Source organism: Serratia sp. Ser99 (assembly GCF_024519545.1).
Classification (GTDB): domain Bacteria; phylum Pseudomonadota; class Gammaproteobacteria; order Enterobacterales; family Enterobacteriaceae; genus Serratia; species Serratia liquefaciens.
In genome coordinates this window covers 296,933-313,648 of the sequence record NZ_JALJRT010000001.1, presented here as the reverse complement: position 1 = coordinate 313,648, position 16,716 = coordinate 296,933, and the positions used below count along the sequence as shown (strand labels likewise).

The window sequence follows — 16,716 nt, the reverse complement described above, 5'->3', positions numbered from 1 at the left end:
CTGATCCTTAAAGGTGCAGGGATGCGAGACGTAAAATTTCATTTTGCGAGGTCTGTTTGGTGTTGACGATGCCCGCAACCTGACCATTACTCATCACCAGTATTCTGTCGGTAATTCCCAAAAGCTCCGGCATTTCAGACGAGACAATAATGATCCCCTTGCCCTTCTTCGCCAGTTCGGTCATCAGCTGATAAATTTCGAATTTGGCGCCGACGTCAATGCCGCGCGTCGGCTCATCCAGCATTAATATTTCCGGCTGAGTCAGCAGCCAACGGCCGATGATCACCTTCTGCTGATTACCGCCCGACAGCGAACCTATGTGGGTATGATGGCCCGGGGTTTTGACCCGCATGGCATCGATCACCCACTGGGTATCGCTTTTCATGCGGGCGTTATCCAACAGGCCGATTTTATTTTTGTAGTTGCGAATATTGGAGATCAGCGAGTTGAACCCCACGTCCAGATAGGCATAAATCCCGGTGGAACGACGTTCTTCGGTGACCAGTGCGAAACCGTGGTTTATCGCCTCATTGGCGCTGTGGTTGTTGATGGTTTTACCGTGCAGCTTGATGGTACCCGCAATTTTTTCGCGGATGCCAAACAGGGTTTCGACGATGTCGGTACGTTTGGCCCCCACCAGCCCGGCGATGCCGAGGATCTCACCCTGATGCAGATCGAAAGAGACGTCGCGAATCGAAGGCTGGCGCAAGGAGGTCAGGTTCTTCACCTCCAGAATCACCTCACCCGGCGTATTCTGTCGATCGGGGAAACGCTGGCTGAGCGAACGCCCCACCATCATCGAGATGATCTTGTCCATATCCAGCCCTTCCAGCGGCTGGGTGGCGATCCACTGGCCATCACGCAGAATGGTGATTTCGTCGCACAGCTGGAAGATCTCTTCCATCTTATGCGAGATATAGACGATGCCGCAGCCGCGTTCCTTCAGCTTGCGGATAATGGTGAACAGGTGGTTCACCTCTTTTTCCGTCAGCGATGAAGTGGGCTCATCCATAATGACAATCTTGGCGTCATAGGAGAAAGCCTTGGCGATTTCAATCATCTGCATTTGCGATACCGATAGCGTGCCCACTTTATCCCGCGGGTTAATATCAATATCCAGCTCGTCGAATATCGCCTGGGTATCTTTCAGCATCTTGTCCTGATCGACAAACATGCCCTTGGTCGGGTAGCGCCCCAACCACATGTTGTCCATCACGGTGCGCTGCAAGACCAGGTTTAATTCCTGATGCACCATGGACACGCCGTGTTCCAGCGCCTCTTTAGAGCTTTTGAAATCTATTTCCTGGCCCTGAAAAATAATACTGCCGGCATCCTTTTTATAAATGCCGAACAGGCATTTTAATAATGTCGATTTCCCCGCGCCGTTCTCTCCCATTAATGCATGAATGGAGTGCGGACGAACGCGCAGATTCACATTATCCAATGCCTTGACGCCGGGAAATGATTTACTGATATCAGTCATTTCCAGCAAAAATTCGCGTGGGCTGTCGGCCATAAATACACCTGGCTATGTGACCCGACACCTTCCAAACCGCCGCCTAATTAGCTGCAGCTTGAAACTCATCGGATCTGGGCTGTGATTTTAAGAAAAATTACCCCGCCGGCGGCTTTCCTGGTGTTGGCGCTGGGCAGCGCACCGCAGGCGGGGCCATTCAGAACTTACTTAACAAATTTGGACAAATTGTCCTTATCTACGCCAACGTAAGGAATGCGCACCACTTTATTGTCGATTTTATATTGGGTGCCGTCGGCAGCAGGTTTGCCCGCCGCCAGGTTTTTCGCCAGCTCGAAGGTGGCTTTGGCCTGATTGTCGGCATCGTTCAGCACCGTCCCTGCCATTGCGCCGGATTTCACCATCGCCAGAGCCTCTGGCAAGGCATCGACACCGAATACCGGGATGCTGGATTTGTTGTGCGCTTTCAGCGCTTCTACCGCCCCCATCGCCATGGCATCGTTGTTGGCGATAACCACTTCGATTTTGTTGGCGTTAGGGCCGGACAGCCAGGCGTCCATCTTGTCTTTTGCCTGTGCGGTGTCCCACATCGCGGTGTCCATCTGCAGTTGCTGAGTTTTGATACCGTCGTCATTCAGCGTTTTCACCACGTAAGTGGTACGCGCTTCTGCATCCGGATGGCCCGGTTCACCTTTCAGCAACACGTACTGGATCTGGCCGTCTTTATTCAAATCCCAGTTCGGGTTGGCCTTCCAGTGTTTCTCAATCAGTTGGCCCTGGATCACGCCGGACTCTTTAGAGTCGGTGCCCACGTAATAGGCTTTGTCATAGCTGTCCAGCGCTTTGCGGGAAGGCTCTTTGTTGTAGAACACGATAGGGATATCGTTTGCGCGTGCCTTATCAATCACCACCGGGGCAGCCGCTGGATCCACCAGGTTAATCGCCAGCGCTTTTACGCCCTTGGCGATCAGCACGTCGATCTGGTCGTTTTGTTTGGATTGGTCGTTCTGCGAGTCATTCATCAGCAGGGTGACATCCGGAGAGGCCTTGGCGTCTTTCTCGATTGCCTTGCGCACCACCGACATAAAGTTGTCGTCATATTTATAAATCGTGACGCCAATACGGGTATCTGCGTGAGCTGCGGCGCCAAACATCATGGCTGCGGCCGTCGCGGCCAGGGTGAAAACCTTCTTATTCATTGTGTGTCTCCGGTTTATGTAGGGTCTTGCTCGGTATTAGGCCAAGGGCAACCGGCGGTGTCAGCACGACCGGGCCTGGCAGTTTCCCTGTCATCCGTGAATCATGTTATTCCTGAAAAATGTGGCGCCAGCGTGAGTTAAAACAGCAGCGGCAAGTGCCTTTACGCTGGAAAACGCCTAGAGCATAGACGGCGTGATGTTAATAATCTGTGAATTTTCTCACAGATTGAAAACGGTTACACAAGATTAAATGTTCAGAGAGTGACCGCCGCCTCACTTTGCCAAGGGGCCACAGAATGGCGTCGGACCAGGGTCGGCATAAACAAATGGCGGGCCTGCGGCTCCAGCTTGCCTGCCGCGCCCAGCAAGGCCAGTTCGGTGGCCAGCGTCGCCATGGTGACAATCGGGTAACGCACCGTGGTGAGCTTGGGGCTGGTGTAACGAGCGATGGGGATGTCGTCGAACCCAACCAGCGAAAAGTTTTGCGGTACTGTGATAGCGTTTTCTTTCAGCACCGCCATCGCCCCGGCGGCCATGGCGTCGTTGTAGGCGAATACCGCACTAAGATGCAGGTTGCGGCCAAGCAGTTCGATCATCGCCTCTTCCCCGCCCTGCAAATCTGGCGAACCATAGGCGCGCCAGCTGTCGGGCGTTGCCAGCCCGGCCGCCGCCATCGCCTGCGTGTAGCCTTGCTGGCGCAGCGGCCCGTCTTCGATTGGATGGTTCGAGCCCAGATAACCAATACGCTGGTGGCCCTGCGACAGCAGCAAACGCATCGCCATCTCTGCGCCGCTGACGTTATCGAGCCCGACGCAGCGATGTTCATAGCCGGGTATGATTCTGTTGATCAGCACCATACCCGGCACCTGATCGAGAAAGGCGATCAGCTCGGCATCACATAGAGTTTTAGCATGAACAATCAAGGCGTTGCAGCGTTGGCGAATCAGCACCTCGATGGCGTGGCGCTCTTTATCCGCCTGGTGATAACTGTTACCGATCAACAGGTATTTGTGGTGTTGTTGCGCCACGGTGTCTACCGCTTTCACCAGTGCGCCGAAGAAGGGATCGGAGACGTCCATCACCACCACCCCAAGGGTATCGCTGCTCTGGGTGGCCAGGGCTTGCGCATTGGCATTGGGTCGATAGCCCAGTTCAGCCACCGCCTTCAATACCTGCTCGCGCGTCTCTTTGCTGGTCAAGGCGCTGTGATTCAGCACGCGGGAGACTGTCGCTACAGACACGCCCGCACGCTTCGCCACGTCGCGAATGGTGGTTGGGTGAACAGAGGTCATGAAGGATCCTGAGGTCGGGGTAGTTGACAGTGGCGCTATCCTACCCCGTTTGTCATCCTCCTCTGCGTGAATTACGTCACAGGAAAGAAAACGTTTACATACATTTTTTTAACCTACCTGCGCCAGATCTCAATTCACCACCTTGGGCTCCACCTTGCCGGTAGCCAGGGCGGTGAGTTTGCGCCACAGCCACTCCACCGGCCCCTGCTCGAAATAGCGCAGCCACAGGTTTGAAAACAACAGGTTAGCCAGCCAAACCAACGGAACGAAAGCCAAAAGTTGCAGGCGGTCAAACTGTTGATACAGGCCAAAGCGATAAAACAGCGTGGTGCAGATCAGCGTTTGCAGCAGGTAATTGCTCAGCGCCATGCGCCCGACCTGCGTCAACCAGTGTCCAATGCGCAAACGCGACAGCGTCGGCCAAAAACCGTAGCACAGCGCCAGATAGCCCATCGCCTGCAGGGGCGCCCCCAGCTCACGTGGCACCTGCAATAAAAAACCGCTCCAACGGTAGTCCCAGTGAAGATGCCATTGCAGCACCACGGCCGGCAGTTGGATCAGCAATGAAAGCGGTATCAGCCATGCTGCCTGCCGGCGGTAGTAACCCGGTGAATAAGTGCCGCGTAGCCAGCCACTGCGCATTAAACCGGCGCCGAACAGCATCAGCCCCGCCAACTCCCAACCGTATTGCGCGCCAATCGCCAGCAGGCTGGAGGAGAGAAGATCGGTGCGGCTGCGCCAGGCTTCCATCCCGCCCTGCAGCTTCCAAAACTTCTCATATTGCAGCTCTGCCACGCCGGGTTGCCAGAAACTGCCAGGTTCACCGTGCGAAATGAAGCCCAACACCAACAGCACCCCGACGCCAATCAGGTACAGCACCACACCGGTTTTCAACAGTTGATAGGTTTCTTTCGCATCGCGGATCATCCGCCAGCACACCAACCCGATCAGCCCATAGGCCAGCAGGATATCGCCATCCCAAAGGAAAATGGCATGTCCCAGGCCAAACAGCACCAGCCACGACAGCCGTGCACGTATCCAGCCTTTGCCGCGGCGCAGCAGCATCTGCAACCCCGCGCCAAACAACAGGGCGAACATCGCCAGGAATTTAGCCTGCGCGAAAATGTCCAACAGCGCCCAGGTCCAGGTATCGCGCGTTGTAGGCAGGCCCAGATAGGCCGGATTGAGATAGGCCGCCTTCGGCAGGCCAAAGGCGCTGATATTCAGCAGCAAAATGCCAAGGATGGCGATACCGCGCACGCAGTCCAGCGTGGCGATGCGCGGCAAAGGAGCCGTTGGGCTAGTGTTCATTATTTTATCGCTGTATTCCGCTCATTAAAAAGGCGCCCGCAGGCGCCTGTTACCATTCTAGCGACCCATCACGACTGGTGATGGCGCACCGCGCGCAGGAATTCCTGACGGGTGTTCTGGCTGGACTTGAACAGCCCGCCCAGAGAGGTCGTGGTGGTGGCGCTGGTCGCGTCACGGATACCGCGCGCCTTAACACAATAATGGACCGCATCAATTGATACCGCCACATTATTGGTGCCCAGCAAGGTTTGCAATGCCACCAGGATCTGCTGAGTTAAGCGCTCCTGCACCTGTGGGCGCTGGGAGAAGAACTGCACAATACGGTTGATTTTCGACAGCCCAATCACCGCATCCTTGGGAATGTAGGCAACGGTAGCCTTGCCATCGATGGTGACAAAATGGTGCTCGCAGGTGCTGGTCAGCGTGATATCACGCACCGTCACCATTTCATCCACTTTCATCTTGTTTTCAATGACGGTGATTTTTGGGAAGTTGGCGTAGTCCAGGCCGGAGAAAATCTCATCGACATACATTTTGGCGATGCGGTGCGGGGTTTCCGCCAGGCTGTCGTCGGACAGATCGAGATTAAGCAGTTGCATGATTTCGGTCATGTGCTCTTTAATACGACGTTTACGCGTTTCGCGATCCAGCACTTCGCCGCGCAACGGAGTTTCCAGACCGCGCTCTTCGAGCGCCGCGTGAACCAATGCAGCTTCTTTACTTAATGATGATGTCATTTCTTCTCTCCAACGGACTTGAACTCACCCATCCGGCTGTTTTACCGAGCAGAGGGATGAATTGCATACTCTCCTGACGACAGACGTTTCCGCAGTTGATAACGTGAACCCAGTCAAGATTTTGCCCCCACTCTAGATGAGAGCGAGGGGATTATCCAGTGATTGTGTTTCATCCGCAGGTGAAATATTCGCATTTAGCACAATCAGGCCGGCTGCGGCTATTCCACGTTTTTTGTACGGAATTTAATCACTGCGCCATCGGTTTTCGCGCCAGCTCGCGCGCCGACGTATTGACCACCAGCAGACCGGCCACAATCAGCGCCGCCACGGCCACGTACAATGCCGGTTCCAGCCGGTGGGTCAATGCGGTTGACAACGCCGACAGCGTCGGACCAACCAGTTGGCCAATCGCATAACCGGTGGTCAGCAGTCCCGCCATATAACGGGCATGGTTGGGTGCCAACTCACGGCCATGCTGAATCGACAGCTGCACCACGCTGAGGAAGCCGCCACCGGTCAGCAACGCGCCCAGTGCCAAGCCGGCAACTCCCGGTACGATTTCCGCGCTTAACACCCCCAATGCCTGTACCCACAGGGTGATAGCCAGCCGGGTTTGAGTGGTCAGCCGGTGACGGGTCAGAATACCGATGACAATCCCCAGCACCGCCGCCCCACCAAAGATCGGCCAGACAAATTGCGCGAACAGGCTGCCGGGAAAACGCGCCGCGGCCATTTGCGACAAAAAAGTGGCCGGCAGAATATAACCAAAGCCTGCGAGACTGTAGCTCCACACCAGACGTTTCAGCGCCGGGGTCAACAACAGCGGCTCAGGGGCCACGTCAGGACGATGCAATTCGCCGGTCTTCGGCAGATTAATGCTGATCGCGCCAATCAATACCAGCGCCAGTACGCCGTAGACCAGCCAGGCCTGTGACGCGGTCAACGCCAGGCTGTGGATCCCCACCGCCAGCATGCCGCTGATAAAAATCCCGGCTCCCGGGCCGGCAAATACCGCCGCGCTTAGCGCGGGTCGGCCGTAGTGCGCCAACCGTTCGTTGGTCCAGGCCGCTACCAGTACCATCGACCAACCGCTGGCCCACCCGATGAAGAAACGTACCGCTCCGTGCCACCACTCCCCCTGCACCCAGGCGGAAAGCAGCGTCAAGATCACCGCCCCCCACACGCCCAACCACAGCCGACGTTCAACATGTCGGCTGGCACGCATGGCATCGTAAGCGCCGCACAGGTAGCCCAGGTAGTTGATGGCCGCCACCAACCCGGCGCCGGTCAGAGTAAACTGATGCTCCGCAATCATCAGCGGCACCTGCGGGGTAAAGGCGAAGCGGCCGATCCCCATGGCTACGATCAACGCGATAAAACCGCTCAGGGCAATTCTTAAGGCCATGTAGAGTTATCCATACTGTTAAAAGAAAGTTGCCAGTATCATGCAGCAGTATTACACTCACAAAAACTGAATAATACTCATCAAGTTCATCACGAAAAGAGAAGATAATGGATCTGACCCAGCTCCGCATGTTTTGCAGCGTCGCCGAAACCGGCTCCGTCGCCCGTGCCGCAGAGCAATTGCACCGCGTCCCCTCGAACCTGACCACACGCCTGCGTCAGCTCGAACAGGAACTGGGCACCGATCTGTTTATCCGTGAAAAACAGCGACTGCGCCTTTCGCCGATGGGCCATAACTTTCTCTGCTATGCCAACCGTATCCTGGCACTGAGCGAAGAAGCCATGAGCATCACCCATGCCGGTGAGCCGGCGGGTAACTTCGCCATCGGCTCGATGGAAAGCACCGCCGCCACCCGGTTACCCACCCTGTTGGCGGCGTATCATCAGCGTTTTTCGCAGGTGTCGCTGTCGCTGACCACCGGCACCTCCGGCGAGATCACCGAGCGAGTCCGCGCCGGTACGCTGGCGGCCGCGCTGGTCGACGGGCCGGTACAGTATGACGAACTCAATGGCTGTATTGCCTTCCCCGAACATATGGTGGTGATCTCCTGTCTCGACCACCTGCCGATCCATAACGCCAAAGATGCCAAGGGCGAAACCCTGTTTGCCTTCCGCGCAAGCTGTTCTTACCGTCTGCGGTTGGAGTCTTGGTTCAAGCGCGAAGGTGCACTGCCAGGCCAGATTATGGAAATCCAGTCCTACCACGCCATGCTGGCCTGCGTCGCCAGCGGCGCCGGGCTGGCGATGATCCCGCATTCGGTACTCAGCCTGCTGCCCGGCCATGAACGGGTGAAAGTACACACCCTGCCGGACGACATTGCCCAAACTGCCACCTGGCTACTGTGGCGACGCGACGCCTTTGGCCCGAACGTTCGCGCCCTGAAAGAACTGATTATTGAACAGGCAGAAACCGTTGCGGTTGAAAATACTGCCCATGACTTACCCGATGCTATCGACATAGCCTGATTTAAAAAATAGACCACTGGAGACTATGATGGAAATGATCAAAACTCGTGCCGCCGTTGCCTGGGGACCGAACCAGCCGCTGAAGATCGAAGAAGTCGATCTGATGCCACCGCAAAAAGGCGAAGTGCTGGTGCGGATCGTCGCCACCGGTGTCTGCCACACCGACGCCTACACCCTGTCCGGTGCCGATCCCGAAGGCGTGTTCCCGGCAATCCTCGGCCATGAAGGCGGCGGCGTGGTGGAAGCCATCGGCGAAGGCGTGACCAGCGTGGCGGTAGGCGATCACGTGATCCCGCTGTACACCCCGGAATGCGGCGAGTGCAAATTCTGTAAATCCGGCAAAACCAACCTGTGCCAGGCGATCCGCGCCACCCAAGGCAAGGGCCTGATGCCGGACGGCACTACCCGCTTCTTTAAGGACGGCAAGCCTATTTTCCACTACATGGGCACTTCAACCTTCTCCGAATACACCGTGGTACCGGAAATCTCACTGGCCAAAATCAGTAAAGAAGCACCGCTGGAAGAAGTCTGCCTGCTCGGCTGCGGCGTCACCACCGGCATGGGTGCGGTTATTAACACCGCCAAAGTGCAAAAAGGCGATACCGTTGCCATCTTCGGCCTTGGCGGCATCGGTCTGTCGGCCATTATCGGCGCACAGATGGCCGGTGCAGGTCGTATCATCGGCATCGACATCAACACCAGCAAGTTCGATCTGGCGCGCAAGCTGGGCGCTACCGATCTGATCAACCCGAAAGACTACGATAAACCGATCCAGGACGTGATCGTTGAACTGACCGACGGCGGCGTAGATTTCTCCTTCGAGTGTATCGGCAACGTCAACGTAATGCGTTCAGCGCTGGAATGCTGCCATAAAGGCTGGGGCGAATCCGTAATCATCGGCGTCGCCGGTGCAGGTCAGGAAATCTCTACTCGTCCGTTCCAACTGGTGACCGGTCGCGTCTGGCGCGGCTCTGCCTTTGGTGGGGTGAAAGGCCGTTCGCAACTGCCGGGTATCGTCGAGCGTTATATGAACGGCGAATTCGCGCTGAATGACTTTATTACCCACACCATGGGCCTGGAGCAGATTAACGAGGCGTTCGATTTGATGCACGAAGGCAAATCCATTCGTTCCGTTATTCACTTCGACAAAAAATAAGCCAGGAGGCAGAGATGACCTTGTCATTAGAACTTCTCGAAGAGCACCGCATGTTTGGCGGCTGGCAACAGCGTTACCGCCATGCGGCGCAGAGCCTGAATTGCAACATGACTTTCAGCATCTATCTGCCGCCACCGCGCGATGATAACCCGCCGCCGGTGCTGTACTGGCTGTCGGGGCTGACCTGCAATGACGAAAACTTCACGCTGAAGGCCGGTGCGCAGCGTATCGCCGCCGAGCTGGGACTGGTATTGGTGATGGCCGACACCAGCCCGCGCGGCGACGATGTGCCGAATGATGAAGGCTACGATTTGGGCCAGGGCGCAGGCTTCTATCTGAATGCCACCCAAGCACCGTGGGACAAGCATTTTCGCATGTACGACTACATCAGCGATGAGCTGCCGGCGTTGATCAACCAGCATTTCAGCGTCAGCGATCGCCAGTCGATTTTCGGTCACTCGATGGGGGGCCACGGCGCACTGATGATGGCGTTTCGTAATCCGCAGCGCTTCCGGTCGGTATCGGCGTTTGCGCCGATCGTTAACCCTTGTCAGGTGCCCTGGGGGCGTAAAGCCTTTGCCGCCTATTTGGGCGACGACGAAAGCCAGTGGCTGCAGTATGACAGTTGTCACCTGCTGGCCAACGGCGCGGAAAAAATGCCGGTATTGGTGGATCAAGGTGACGACGATCAGTTCCTGGCAGATCAACTGCAGCCGGCAAAACTGGCCGAGCTGGCACGCCAGCGCGACTGGCCGCTGATCCTGCGCATTCAGCCGGGCTACGATCACAGCTACTTTACCATCGCCAGCTTTATCGAAGACCATCTGCGCTTCCACGCCGAACATCTGTTCCGCTGATCATAAAACCGTAACAGTGCTTGCGATAATCGCTATCGCAAGCACTTATTACGGCGACTGCTTATTCCCGGCCATTAAACCAATAATAAAAATTCTCAACTGAAGTCAGTACCGGCTTCACGCCAAAAAAGGCGAAAACCGCCACGGCAATATCCACATAGCTATTATGAGGTTTCATAAGGGCCAGTGATGAGTATTGGATTAAACCAAATGATATCTATAAACGACATATATAACGTCTTTCATTTGATATTCCATTGATGCGGTGAATATTATCAACGGCACTGACCATTCACACTATTAGGACTATTATTTCCACCCAGAGCACCCTATCGGCCCCGGTCTGCATAACCAGAGTCAGCATTTCCACCCGAAATAAATCAAGATCCTGTGATGTTAACTCACGAACAGCCCTATTATTCACCCCATAAATTAAGGTTATTAAACCCTCACAAACTAACACACCGGACAATCAAAATAACAATATAACCACAAAAATGAAACACGAATTTCATTTAGTAAAAACGTGACGAGAGCAATAGGTTAATCATGTATTCTTCGGTTATTAACCGACAACACTAAAAGACTCAATTTAATAGAACACTAAAAACTTAGCGTATTAACCTTGAGATAAATTCATCTTATCCGGTACGTTAGCCTTCTCTCACGCTAAAGATCATCAAACATTCTCGATGCCGTTATACCAACGGTAGAAGGCTTGCATCAGGTTACAGGCCTTCCAGATACCAAAAAATGTCAGCAAACCAACAACCACATCCACATAGCTAATATTGGGGTAGGCTACCAGAAGCGACGAATTGCGCACCAGATAGGATCCTCCCCAATAGGTGATGATGGTAATCAGCATGCTTGTTTTAATTCCCTTTTTACTGAAATGGCTCATAGCCAGCTCCTTTGGACTAAAAAACGGTTATCCCTTCAACTTCGGATCCAACGCATCGCGCAAGCCATCCCCCAGCAGGTTAAACGCCAACACCGTGATGAATATCGCCAGACTCGGGAAAATCGCGACATGCGGCGCGATCACCATATCCGCCCGCGCTTCATTGAGCATCGCGCCCCACTCCGGCGTTGGCGGCTGGGCACCCAGCCCGAGGAACGACAGGCTGGCGGCGGTGATGATTGAAGTGCCGATACGCAGGGTAAAATACACCACAATCGACGAAATTGTCCCCGGCAGAATATGCCGCATGATAATGGTCCAGTCTGACGCGCCAATGCTGCGTGCCGACTCGATGTAGGTCAGATGCTTCAACACCAGGGTGTTGCCCCGTACCAATCGGGCGAATGCCGGAATGCTGAAAATGGCCACGGCGATAATCACGTTGGCCATGCCGCTGCCCATAATCGCCACCACGCCGATCGCCAGCAAGATGCCGGGAAAGGCGAACAGCACATCACAGATACGCATGGTAATGCGATCCCACCAACCTTCGTAATAGCCCGCCAGCAGCCCCAGCAGCGTACCGATCAGCCCGCCCACCAGCACCGAGAACACCCCGGCGGCCAGCGAAATGCGGGTCCCCATCAGAATGCGACTGAAAATGTCTCGCCCCAGCGAATCCACCCCCAGCCAATGCATCAGGGAAGGGCCTTCGTTCAGGCGGTCGTAATCAAAGTAATTTTCCGCGTCAAAGGGAACCAGATAGGGTGCCAGCAGCGCAGCAAACACCAACAGTAACACCAATAGCGCAGCGACCAGCGCCACGCGTTGCTGACGGAACCGCCGCCAGAATTCATGCCACGGCGTTCGTACCGCGTTAGGATCGATTGTCGGCATCGCCTTCAGTGCGGCGTCGCGTCGCCAATGCTTAATCATGCAGCGCCCTCATTTGTATCGTATTGCCGGGTTAATTGCCGCATACAGCAGGTCCACCAACAGATTAATCAGAATAAACTCCAGCGAGAACAGCAAGACTTCGGCCTGGATCACCGGGTAATCACGCATCTCCACCGAATCGACCAGCAGCCTGCCCAACCCCGGCCAGTTGAAGACCTTCTCCACGACGATCGAGCCACCGAGCAGGAAGCCAAACTGCAATCCCATCATGGTGACGACCGGGATCATCGCGTTGCGCAGCCCGTGTTTCACCACAACCATGGTTTCCCGTACGCCTTTGGCGCGCGCGGTACGCATGTAGTCTTCCTGCAGCACCTCAACAAACGAAGCGCGGGTAAAACGCGCCATCACCGCCGCTACCGCAGCCCCAAGGGTGATGGAAGGCAAAATATAGTGCCGCCAACTGTCGGCGCCCACCGTCGGCAACCAACCGAGATTGACGGAAAACACCTGCATCAGCAGCATACCCAGCGCAAAGGCGGGGAACGAAATCCCGGAGACCGCCAGGGTCATGCCGAGACGATCGGGCCAGCGGTTGCGCCACACGGCAGACACCATGCCGATGCCCATACCGAAAATCACCGCCCACAGCATGCTGCTCAGCGTCAGCCACAGGGTCGGTAAAAAGCGCGAGCCGATCTCTTCGCTCACCGGGCGCTTGGAAACCATCGAGGTACCGAAATCCCCCCGCAGCGCATTGACAAAAAAGTGCACGAACTGTTGCGGCAGCGGCTTGTCCAGCCCCAGATCCTTACGCACCAGCTGTACTACCGCTTCGTCGGCTTCCGGTCCTGCCGCCAGCCGCGCCGGATCGCCGGGCAGCATATGGACGAACAAAAACACCAACACCGCGACAATCAGCAGCGTCGGGATCAGGCCCAGCAGTCGTTTAAGAAAATAATTAAGCATCTTGGGTGCGTCCCTTCACCCCGCCCTCCAGGAGAGCGGGGATCGGTGCCTTATTTAAGATCGGCATTATCAAAGTTGAACGAGGTATCCGGCATCACGTAAAAGCCGCTCAGCTGTTTATTGTTAGCCGACAGCAAGCGCTCGGTGGCCAGGAAAATCCAAGGCGCATCTGCCCAGATACGATCCTGCGCGTCCTTGTACAGTCTCTGCTTCTCTGCGCGGTCGGTGGTCGCCAGCGCGCCGGTCAGATCCTGATCCACCTGCGGATTACTGTAAAACGCCGTGTTGAACTGCTTCGGCGGCGCAGCCTGGGTTGAGAACAGCGGTGACAAGGCCCAATCCGCTTCACCGGTTGATGCTGACCAGCCGGTATAGAACATACGCACGCCGGTGTCTTTCACCCCAACGCTTTCCACCTGGGCCGCACGCTGACCGGCATCCATCGCCGTCACCGTCACTTTCACGCCAACCTGCGCCAACTGCTGCTGGGCAAACTGCAGCACTTTCTGCGCGGTGCTGTGGTTATGAGACGACCACAGGGTGGTGGTGAAACCGTTAGGGTAACCGGCCTCTTTAAGCAGTTCGCGCGCCTTGGCAGGATCATAAGGCCAAGGCTGGTAACGGGTGGCAAAATCGATCGCCGGCGGCACCGGGCCTTCCGCCGGAACGGCGTAGCCGGAGAACGCGACCTTGATCAGCGCGTCTTTATTGATGGCGTAGTTCAACGCCTGACGCACTTTCAGGTTATCGAATGGCTTTTGAGTCACGTTCAGGCTGATATAACGCTGCAAGATCGACGGCGCGGCCACCAAATCGAGCTTGGCATTGCCTTCCAGCACCTTGGCCTGCTCATAGGGGATCGGGAAGGCAAAGGTCGCTTCACCGGTCTGCAGCATGGCAGCGCGGGTATTGTTATCCACGACCGGGCGCCAGGTGATGCTGTCGAGCTTCGGCAGCCCCTGTTTCCAGTAACCGTCAAACTTTTTCACCTTGACGAAATCGGTCTGGTTCCAGGTCACGAACTGATAAGGGCCGGTCCCCACCGGGTGGAAACCAATCTCTTTGCCGTACTGCTTCAACGCGGCCGGCGAAATGATCACCGCCGCCGGGTGCGCCAGGTTGTTGATAAAGGCCGAGAATGGCGCTTTCAGCACGATCTTCACCGTATTGGCGTCCACCACTTCGGTTTTGTCGATCATTTTGAACAGGTTGTAGCGCTTGAGGTGATTGTCCGGGTTGCTGGCGCGATCCAGGTTCACCTTCACCGCTTCGGCGTTAAACTCGGTGCCGTCATGGAATTTCACCCCCGGATGCAGCTTGAGGGTGTAAGTCAGGCCGTCTTTGCTCACCTCATAGCTGTCCGCCAGCACGTTCAGCAGTTTCATGTCTTTATCGAAACCGAACAGGCCCTGATAGAAGGATTTGGCCACCGCCTGCGACAGCGTATCGTTGGCGTCATACGGATCAAGCGTGGTGAAATTGGACGCGACGGCGATCACCGCATCTTTCGCAGCCCAGGCTGGGCCGGCGACCGCGGCCGCCAGCAGCACGGCGCCCGCTAATGCCTTACGTTTGAATGAGTGCTTCATGGTGCTTGTCTCTCCTGAGGTCACTAAAAGGCACCGGCGATCGGATGGCGGGCGACAAAATGCCCCGGTCCAACCTGCACTAGCGGTGCGGTAACGGGTTCATCGCCCAACGCGCGGATCGGGCTGGGGATTTCATCGACCAGCAGCGGCTGGCGTTTATAAGCATGGTTAGGATCGGCCACCGGCACCGCCGCCATCAGCTTGCGGGTGTAAGCGTGCTGCGGGTTCTCAAACACCGCCCGACGCGGGCCAATCTCGACAATCTGCCCGAGGTACATCACCGCAACGCGGTGGCTGATGCGCTCTACTACCGCCATATCGTGTGAGATAAACAAAAAGGCGATGCCGAACTCACGCTGCAGATCGAGCAGCAGATTGACGATCTGCGCCTGAATCGACACGTCGAGCGCCGACACCGATTCGTCAGCGATCACCACCTTGGGATTAAGCGCCAACGCGCGCGCAATGCAGATTCGCTGCCGCTGGCCGCCGGAAAACTCATGCGGATAACGACGCGCATGCTCTGGTTTAAGCCCGACGCGTTCCAGCAGCCAGGCCACGCGCTCTTGTGCCGCCTTGCCACGTGCCACGTTATGTACCAGCAGCGGTTCCATGATCGAGAACCCGACGGTCAGACGCGGATCGAGCGAGGCGTAAGGATCCTGGAAGATAAACTGGATGTCCCGCCGCAGGTGCTGCAGCGCCGGGCCTTTCAACTGATTGATCTGATGACCGTCAAAGGTAATGGTGCCGCGCTGGCTGTCCACCAGCTTCAACAACGAGCGGCCAGTCGTGGATTTGCCGCAGCCGGACTCTCCCACCAGCCCCAGCGTTTCGCCGGGGTAGAGATCAAAACTGACGTTTTCCACCGCATGCACTCGCCGGGTGACGCGATTTAAAATACCGCTGCGTAGGTCAAAGCGCGTCACCAGATTTTCTACCCGCAGGATCGGCGTCGCCCCCGGCGGTACGGTATCCTGCGGCCCGCCATTGTCTGCGCCGTTTGGCAACGGGAATTTCGCCGGGAAGTCCAACTCCGCCATTGATCCCAGCCTGGGTACCGCCGCCAGCAGCGCTTGGGTGTAGGGCTGTTGCGGCGCGGCAAACAGTTCGCGCACCGGCCCCTGCTCCACCTGTTCCCCATGACGCATGACCAGTACCCGATCGGCTATCTCCGCCACTACGCCCATATCGTGGGTAATAAAAATCACCCCCATCTGCATTTCCTGCTGCAGTACGCGAATAAGCTGCAGGATTTGCGCCTGAATGGTGACGTCCAGCGCTGTGGTAGGTTCATCGGCAATCAATAAGGCCGGCTTGCAGGACAGCGCCATGGCGATCATCACCCGCTGGCGCATACCGCCGGAGAGCTGATGTGGGTAACGGTTAAGTACGTCTTTGGCTTCGGGAATGCGCACCAAATCGAGCATCTGCAAGGCGGCTTGTCTGGCGGCGCGGTGATCCATCGCCTGATGCAGGCGCAGAGATTCGGCGATCTGTTCCCCTACCGGGAATACCGGGTTCAGCGAGGTCATCGGTTCCTGAAAGATCATCGCCATATCGGCACCGCGCACCGTGCGTAATGTACCCTGACGTGCGTGGGCCAGATCGAGCACCTCGCCGTTACGCCGACGAAAGGGCATCGTCCCGCTGACGATGTTGCCACCGCCCTGTTCGACCAGGCGCATCAATGCCAGAGAGGTGACAGATTTACCCGAACCGGATTCACCGACGATCGCCAGCGTCTCGCCGCGATCGAGATCGAATGACAGGTTGCGCACCGCTTCTACGGTATCGCCCTGTTGTTGAAATTGGACGCTCAGATCGCGCACCGACAGCACGCGCTGCGGCGGCAATAATAGCCCGGCGTCGGCCGCAAGCGGCATTAAGGCATCGGTCAT

The 16,716-nt window shown here is 56.4% G+C and carries 14 protein-coding genes; 3 read left to right on the top strand and 11 right to left on the bottom strand.

The features are described 5' to 3' along the window. Positions 1 to 7 precede the first annotated feature (7 nt). The 6 genes from mglA to NR114_RS01525 all read right to left on the bottom strand — a co-directional run bounded on the left by mglA (position 8) and on the right by NR114_RS01525 (position 7,418). A complete protein-coding gene (gene mglA / locus NR114_RS01550) occupies positions 8 to 1,516 on the bottom strand; it encodes a galactose/methyl galactoside ABC transporter ATP-binding protein MglA (RefSeq protein WP_020825993.1) in 1,509 nt (502 codons plus the stop codon). A 164-nt stretch (positions 1,517 to 1,680) separates the two neighbouring features. Beyond that, positions 1,681 to 2,673, bottom strand: a complete 993-nt coding sequence (mglB, locus tag NR114_RS01545) for a galactose/glucose ABC transporter substrate-binding protein MglB (RefSeq protein WP_020825992.1) — start codon at positions 2,671 to 2,673, stop codon at positions 1,681 to 1,683. A 254-nt stretch (positions 2,674 to 2,927) separates the two neighbouring features. Next, positions 2,928 to 3,965: an HTH-type transcriptional regulator GalS gene (gene galS, locus NR114_RS01540; RefSeq protein WP_020825991.1), complete on the bottom strand. Its 1,038-nt coding sequence runs from the start codon at positions 3,963 to 3,965 to the stop codon at positions 2,928 to 2,930. Between the two features lie 129 nt (positions 3,966 to 4,094). Continuing rightward, on the bottom strand, positions 4,095 to 5,276 hold the full coding sequence (gene yeiB, locus NR114_RS01535; RefSeq protein ID WP_306217641.1) for a DUF418 domain-containing protein YeiB: 1,182 nt from the start codon (positions 5,274 to 5,276) through the stop codon (positions 4,095 to 4,097). A gap of 68 nt (positions 5,277 to 5,344) precedes the next feature. Then, positions 5,345 to 6,013 (bottom strand): GTP cyclohydrolase I FolE, encoded by a 669-nt coding sequence (gene folE / locus NR114_RS01530; protein ID WP_041414357.1) that lies wholly within the window; start codon positions 6,011 to 6,013, stop codon positions 5,345 to 5,347. Between the two features lie 247 nt (positions 6,014 to 6,260). Then, the gene (locus tag NR114_RS01525) at positions 6,261 to 7,418 is read right to left on the bottom strand and encodes a YbfB/YjiJ family MFS transporter (RefSeq protein ID WP_020825988.1); all 1,158 of its coding nucleotides are present in this window, start codon (positions 7,416 to 7,418) and stop codon (positions 6,261 to 6,263) included. Positions 7,419 to 7,525: 107 nt separating this feature from the next. Between NR114_RS01525 and NR114_RS01520 the strand changes: the two genes are divergently transcribed. From NR114_RS01520 to fghA, 3 genes are read left to right on the top strand one after another with little or no spacing between them, the layout of a single operon-like run. After that, complete coding sequence (locus tag NR114_RS01520; protein ID WP_046374078.1) at positions 7,526 to 8,443, top strand: LysR family transcriptional regulator; 918 nt, start codon at positions 7,526 to 7,528, stop codon at positions 8,441 to 8,443. Positions 8,444 to 8,471: 28 nt separating this feature from the next. Beyond that, the gene (locus NR114_RS01515; protein ID WP_020825986.1) at positions 8,472 to 9,599 is read left to right on the top strand and encodes an S-(hydroxymethyl)glutathione dehydrogenase/class III alcohol dehydrogenase; all 1,128 of its coding nucleotides are present in this window, start codon (positions 8,472 to 8,474) and stop codon (positions 9,597 to 9,599) included. A 14-nt stretch (positions 9,600 to 9,613) separates the two neighbouring features. Then, the gene (fghA, locus tag NR114_RS01510; RefSeq protein WP_044549306.1) at positions 9,614 to 10,456 is read left to right on the top strand and encodes an S-formylglutathione hydrolase; all 843 of its coding nucleotides are present in this window, start codon (positions 9,614 to 9,616) and stop codon (positions 10,454 to 10,456) included. 679 nt (positions 10,457 to 11,135) lie between these two features. Here the strand turns inward: fghA and NR114_RS01505 are convergent. From NR114_RS01505 to NR114_RS01485, 5 genes are read right to left on the bottom strand one after another with little or no spacing between them, the layout of a single operon-like run. Next, entirely contained in the window at positions 11,136 to 11,360 is a 225-nt protein-coding gene (locus NR114_RS01505) for a hypothetical protein (RefSeq protein WP_234529099.1), read from the bottom strand. Positions 11,361 to 11,387: 27 nt separating this feature from the next. Next, the gene (gene gsiD, locus NR114_RS01500) at positions 11,388 to 12,296 is read right to left on the bottom strand and encodes a glutathione ABC transporter permease GsiD (RefSeq protein ID WP_170868507.1); all 909 of its coding nucleotides are present in this window, start codon (positions 12,294 to 12,296) and stop codon (positions 11,388 to 11,390) included. Between the two features lie 9 nt (positions 12,297 to 12,305). Further along, positions 12,306 to 13,226: a glutathione ABC transporter permease GsiC gene (gsiC, locus tag NR114_RS01495; protein ID WP_046374081.1), complete on the bottom strand. Its 921-nt coding sequence runs from the start codon at positions 13,224 to 13,226 to the stop codon at positions 12,306 to 12,308. A 50-nt stretch (positions 13,227 to 13,276) separates the two neighbouring features. Continuing rightward, a complete protein-coding gene (gene gsiB / locus NR114_RS01490) occupies positions 13,277 to 14,815 on the bottom strand; it encodes a glutathione ABC transporter substrate-binding protein GsiB (RefSeq protein ID WP_234529098.1) in 1,539 nt (512 codons plus the stop codon). 23 nt (positions 14,816 to 14,838) lie between these two features. Next, complete coding sequence (locus NR114_RS01485) at positions 14,839 to 16,716, bottom strand: dipeptide ABC transporter ATP-binding protein (protein ID WP_234529097.1); 1,878 nt, start codon at positions 16,714 to 16,716, stop codon at positions 14,839 to 14,841.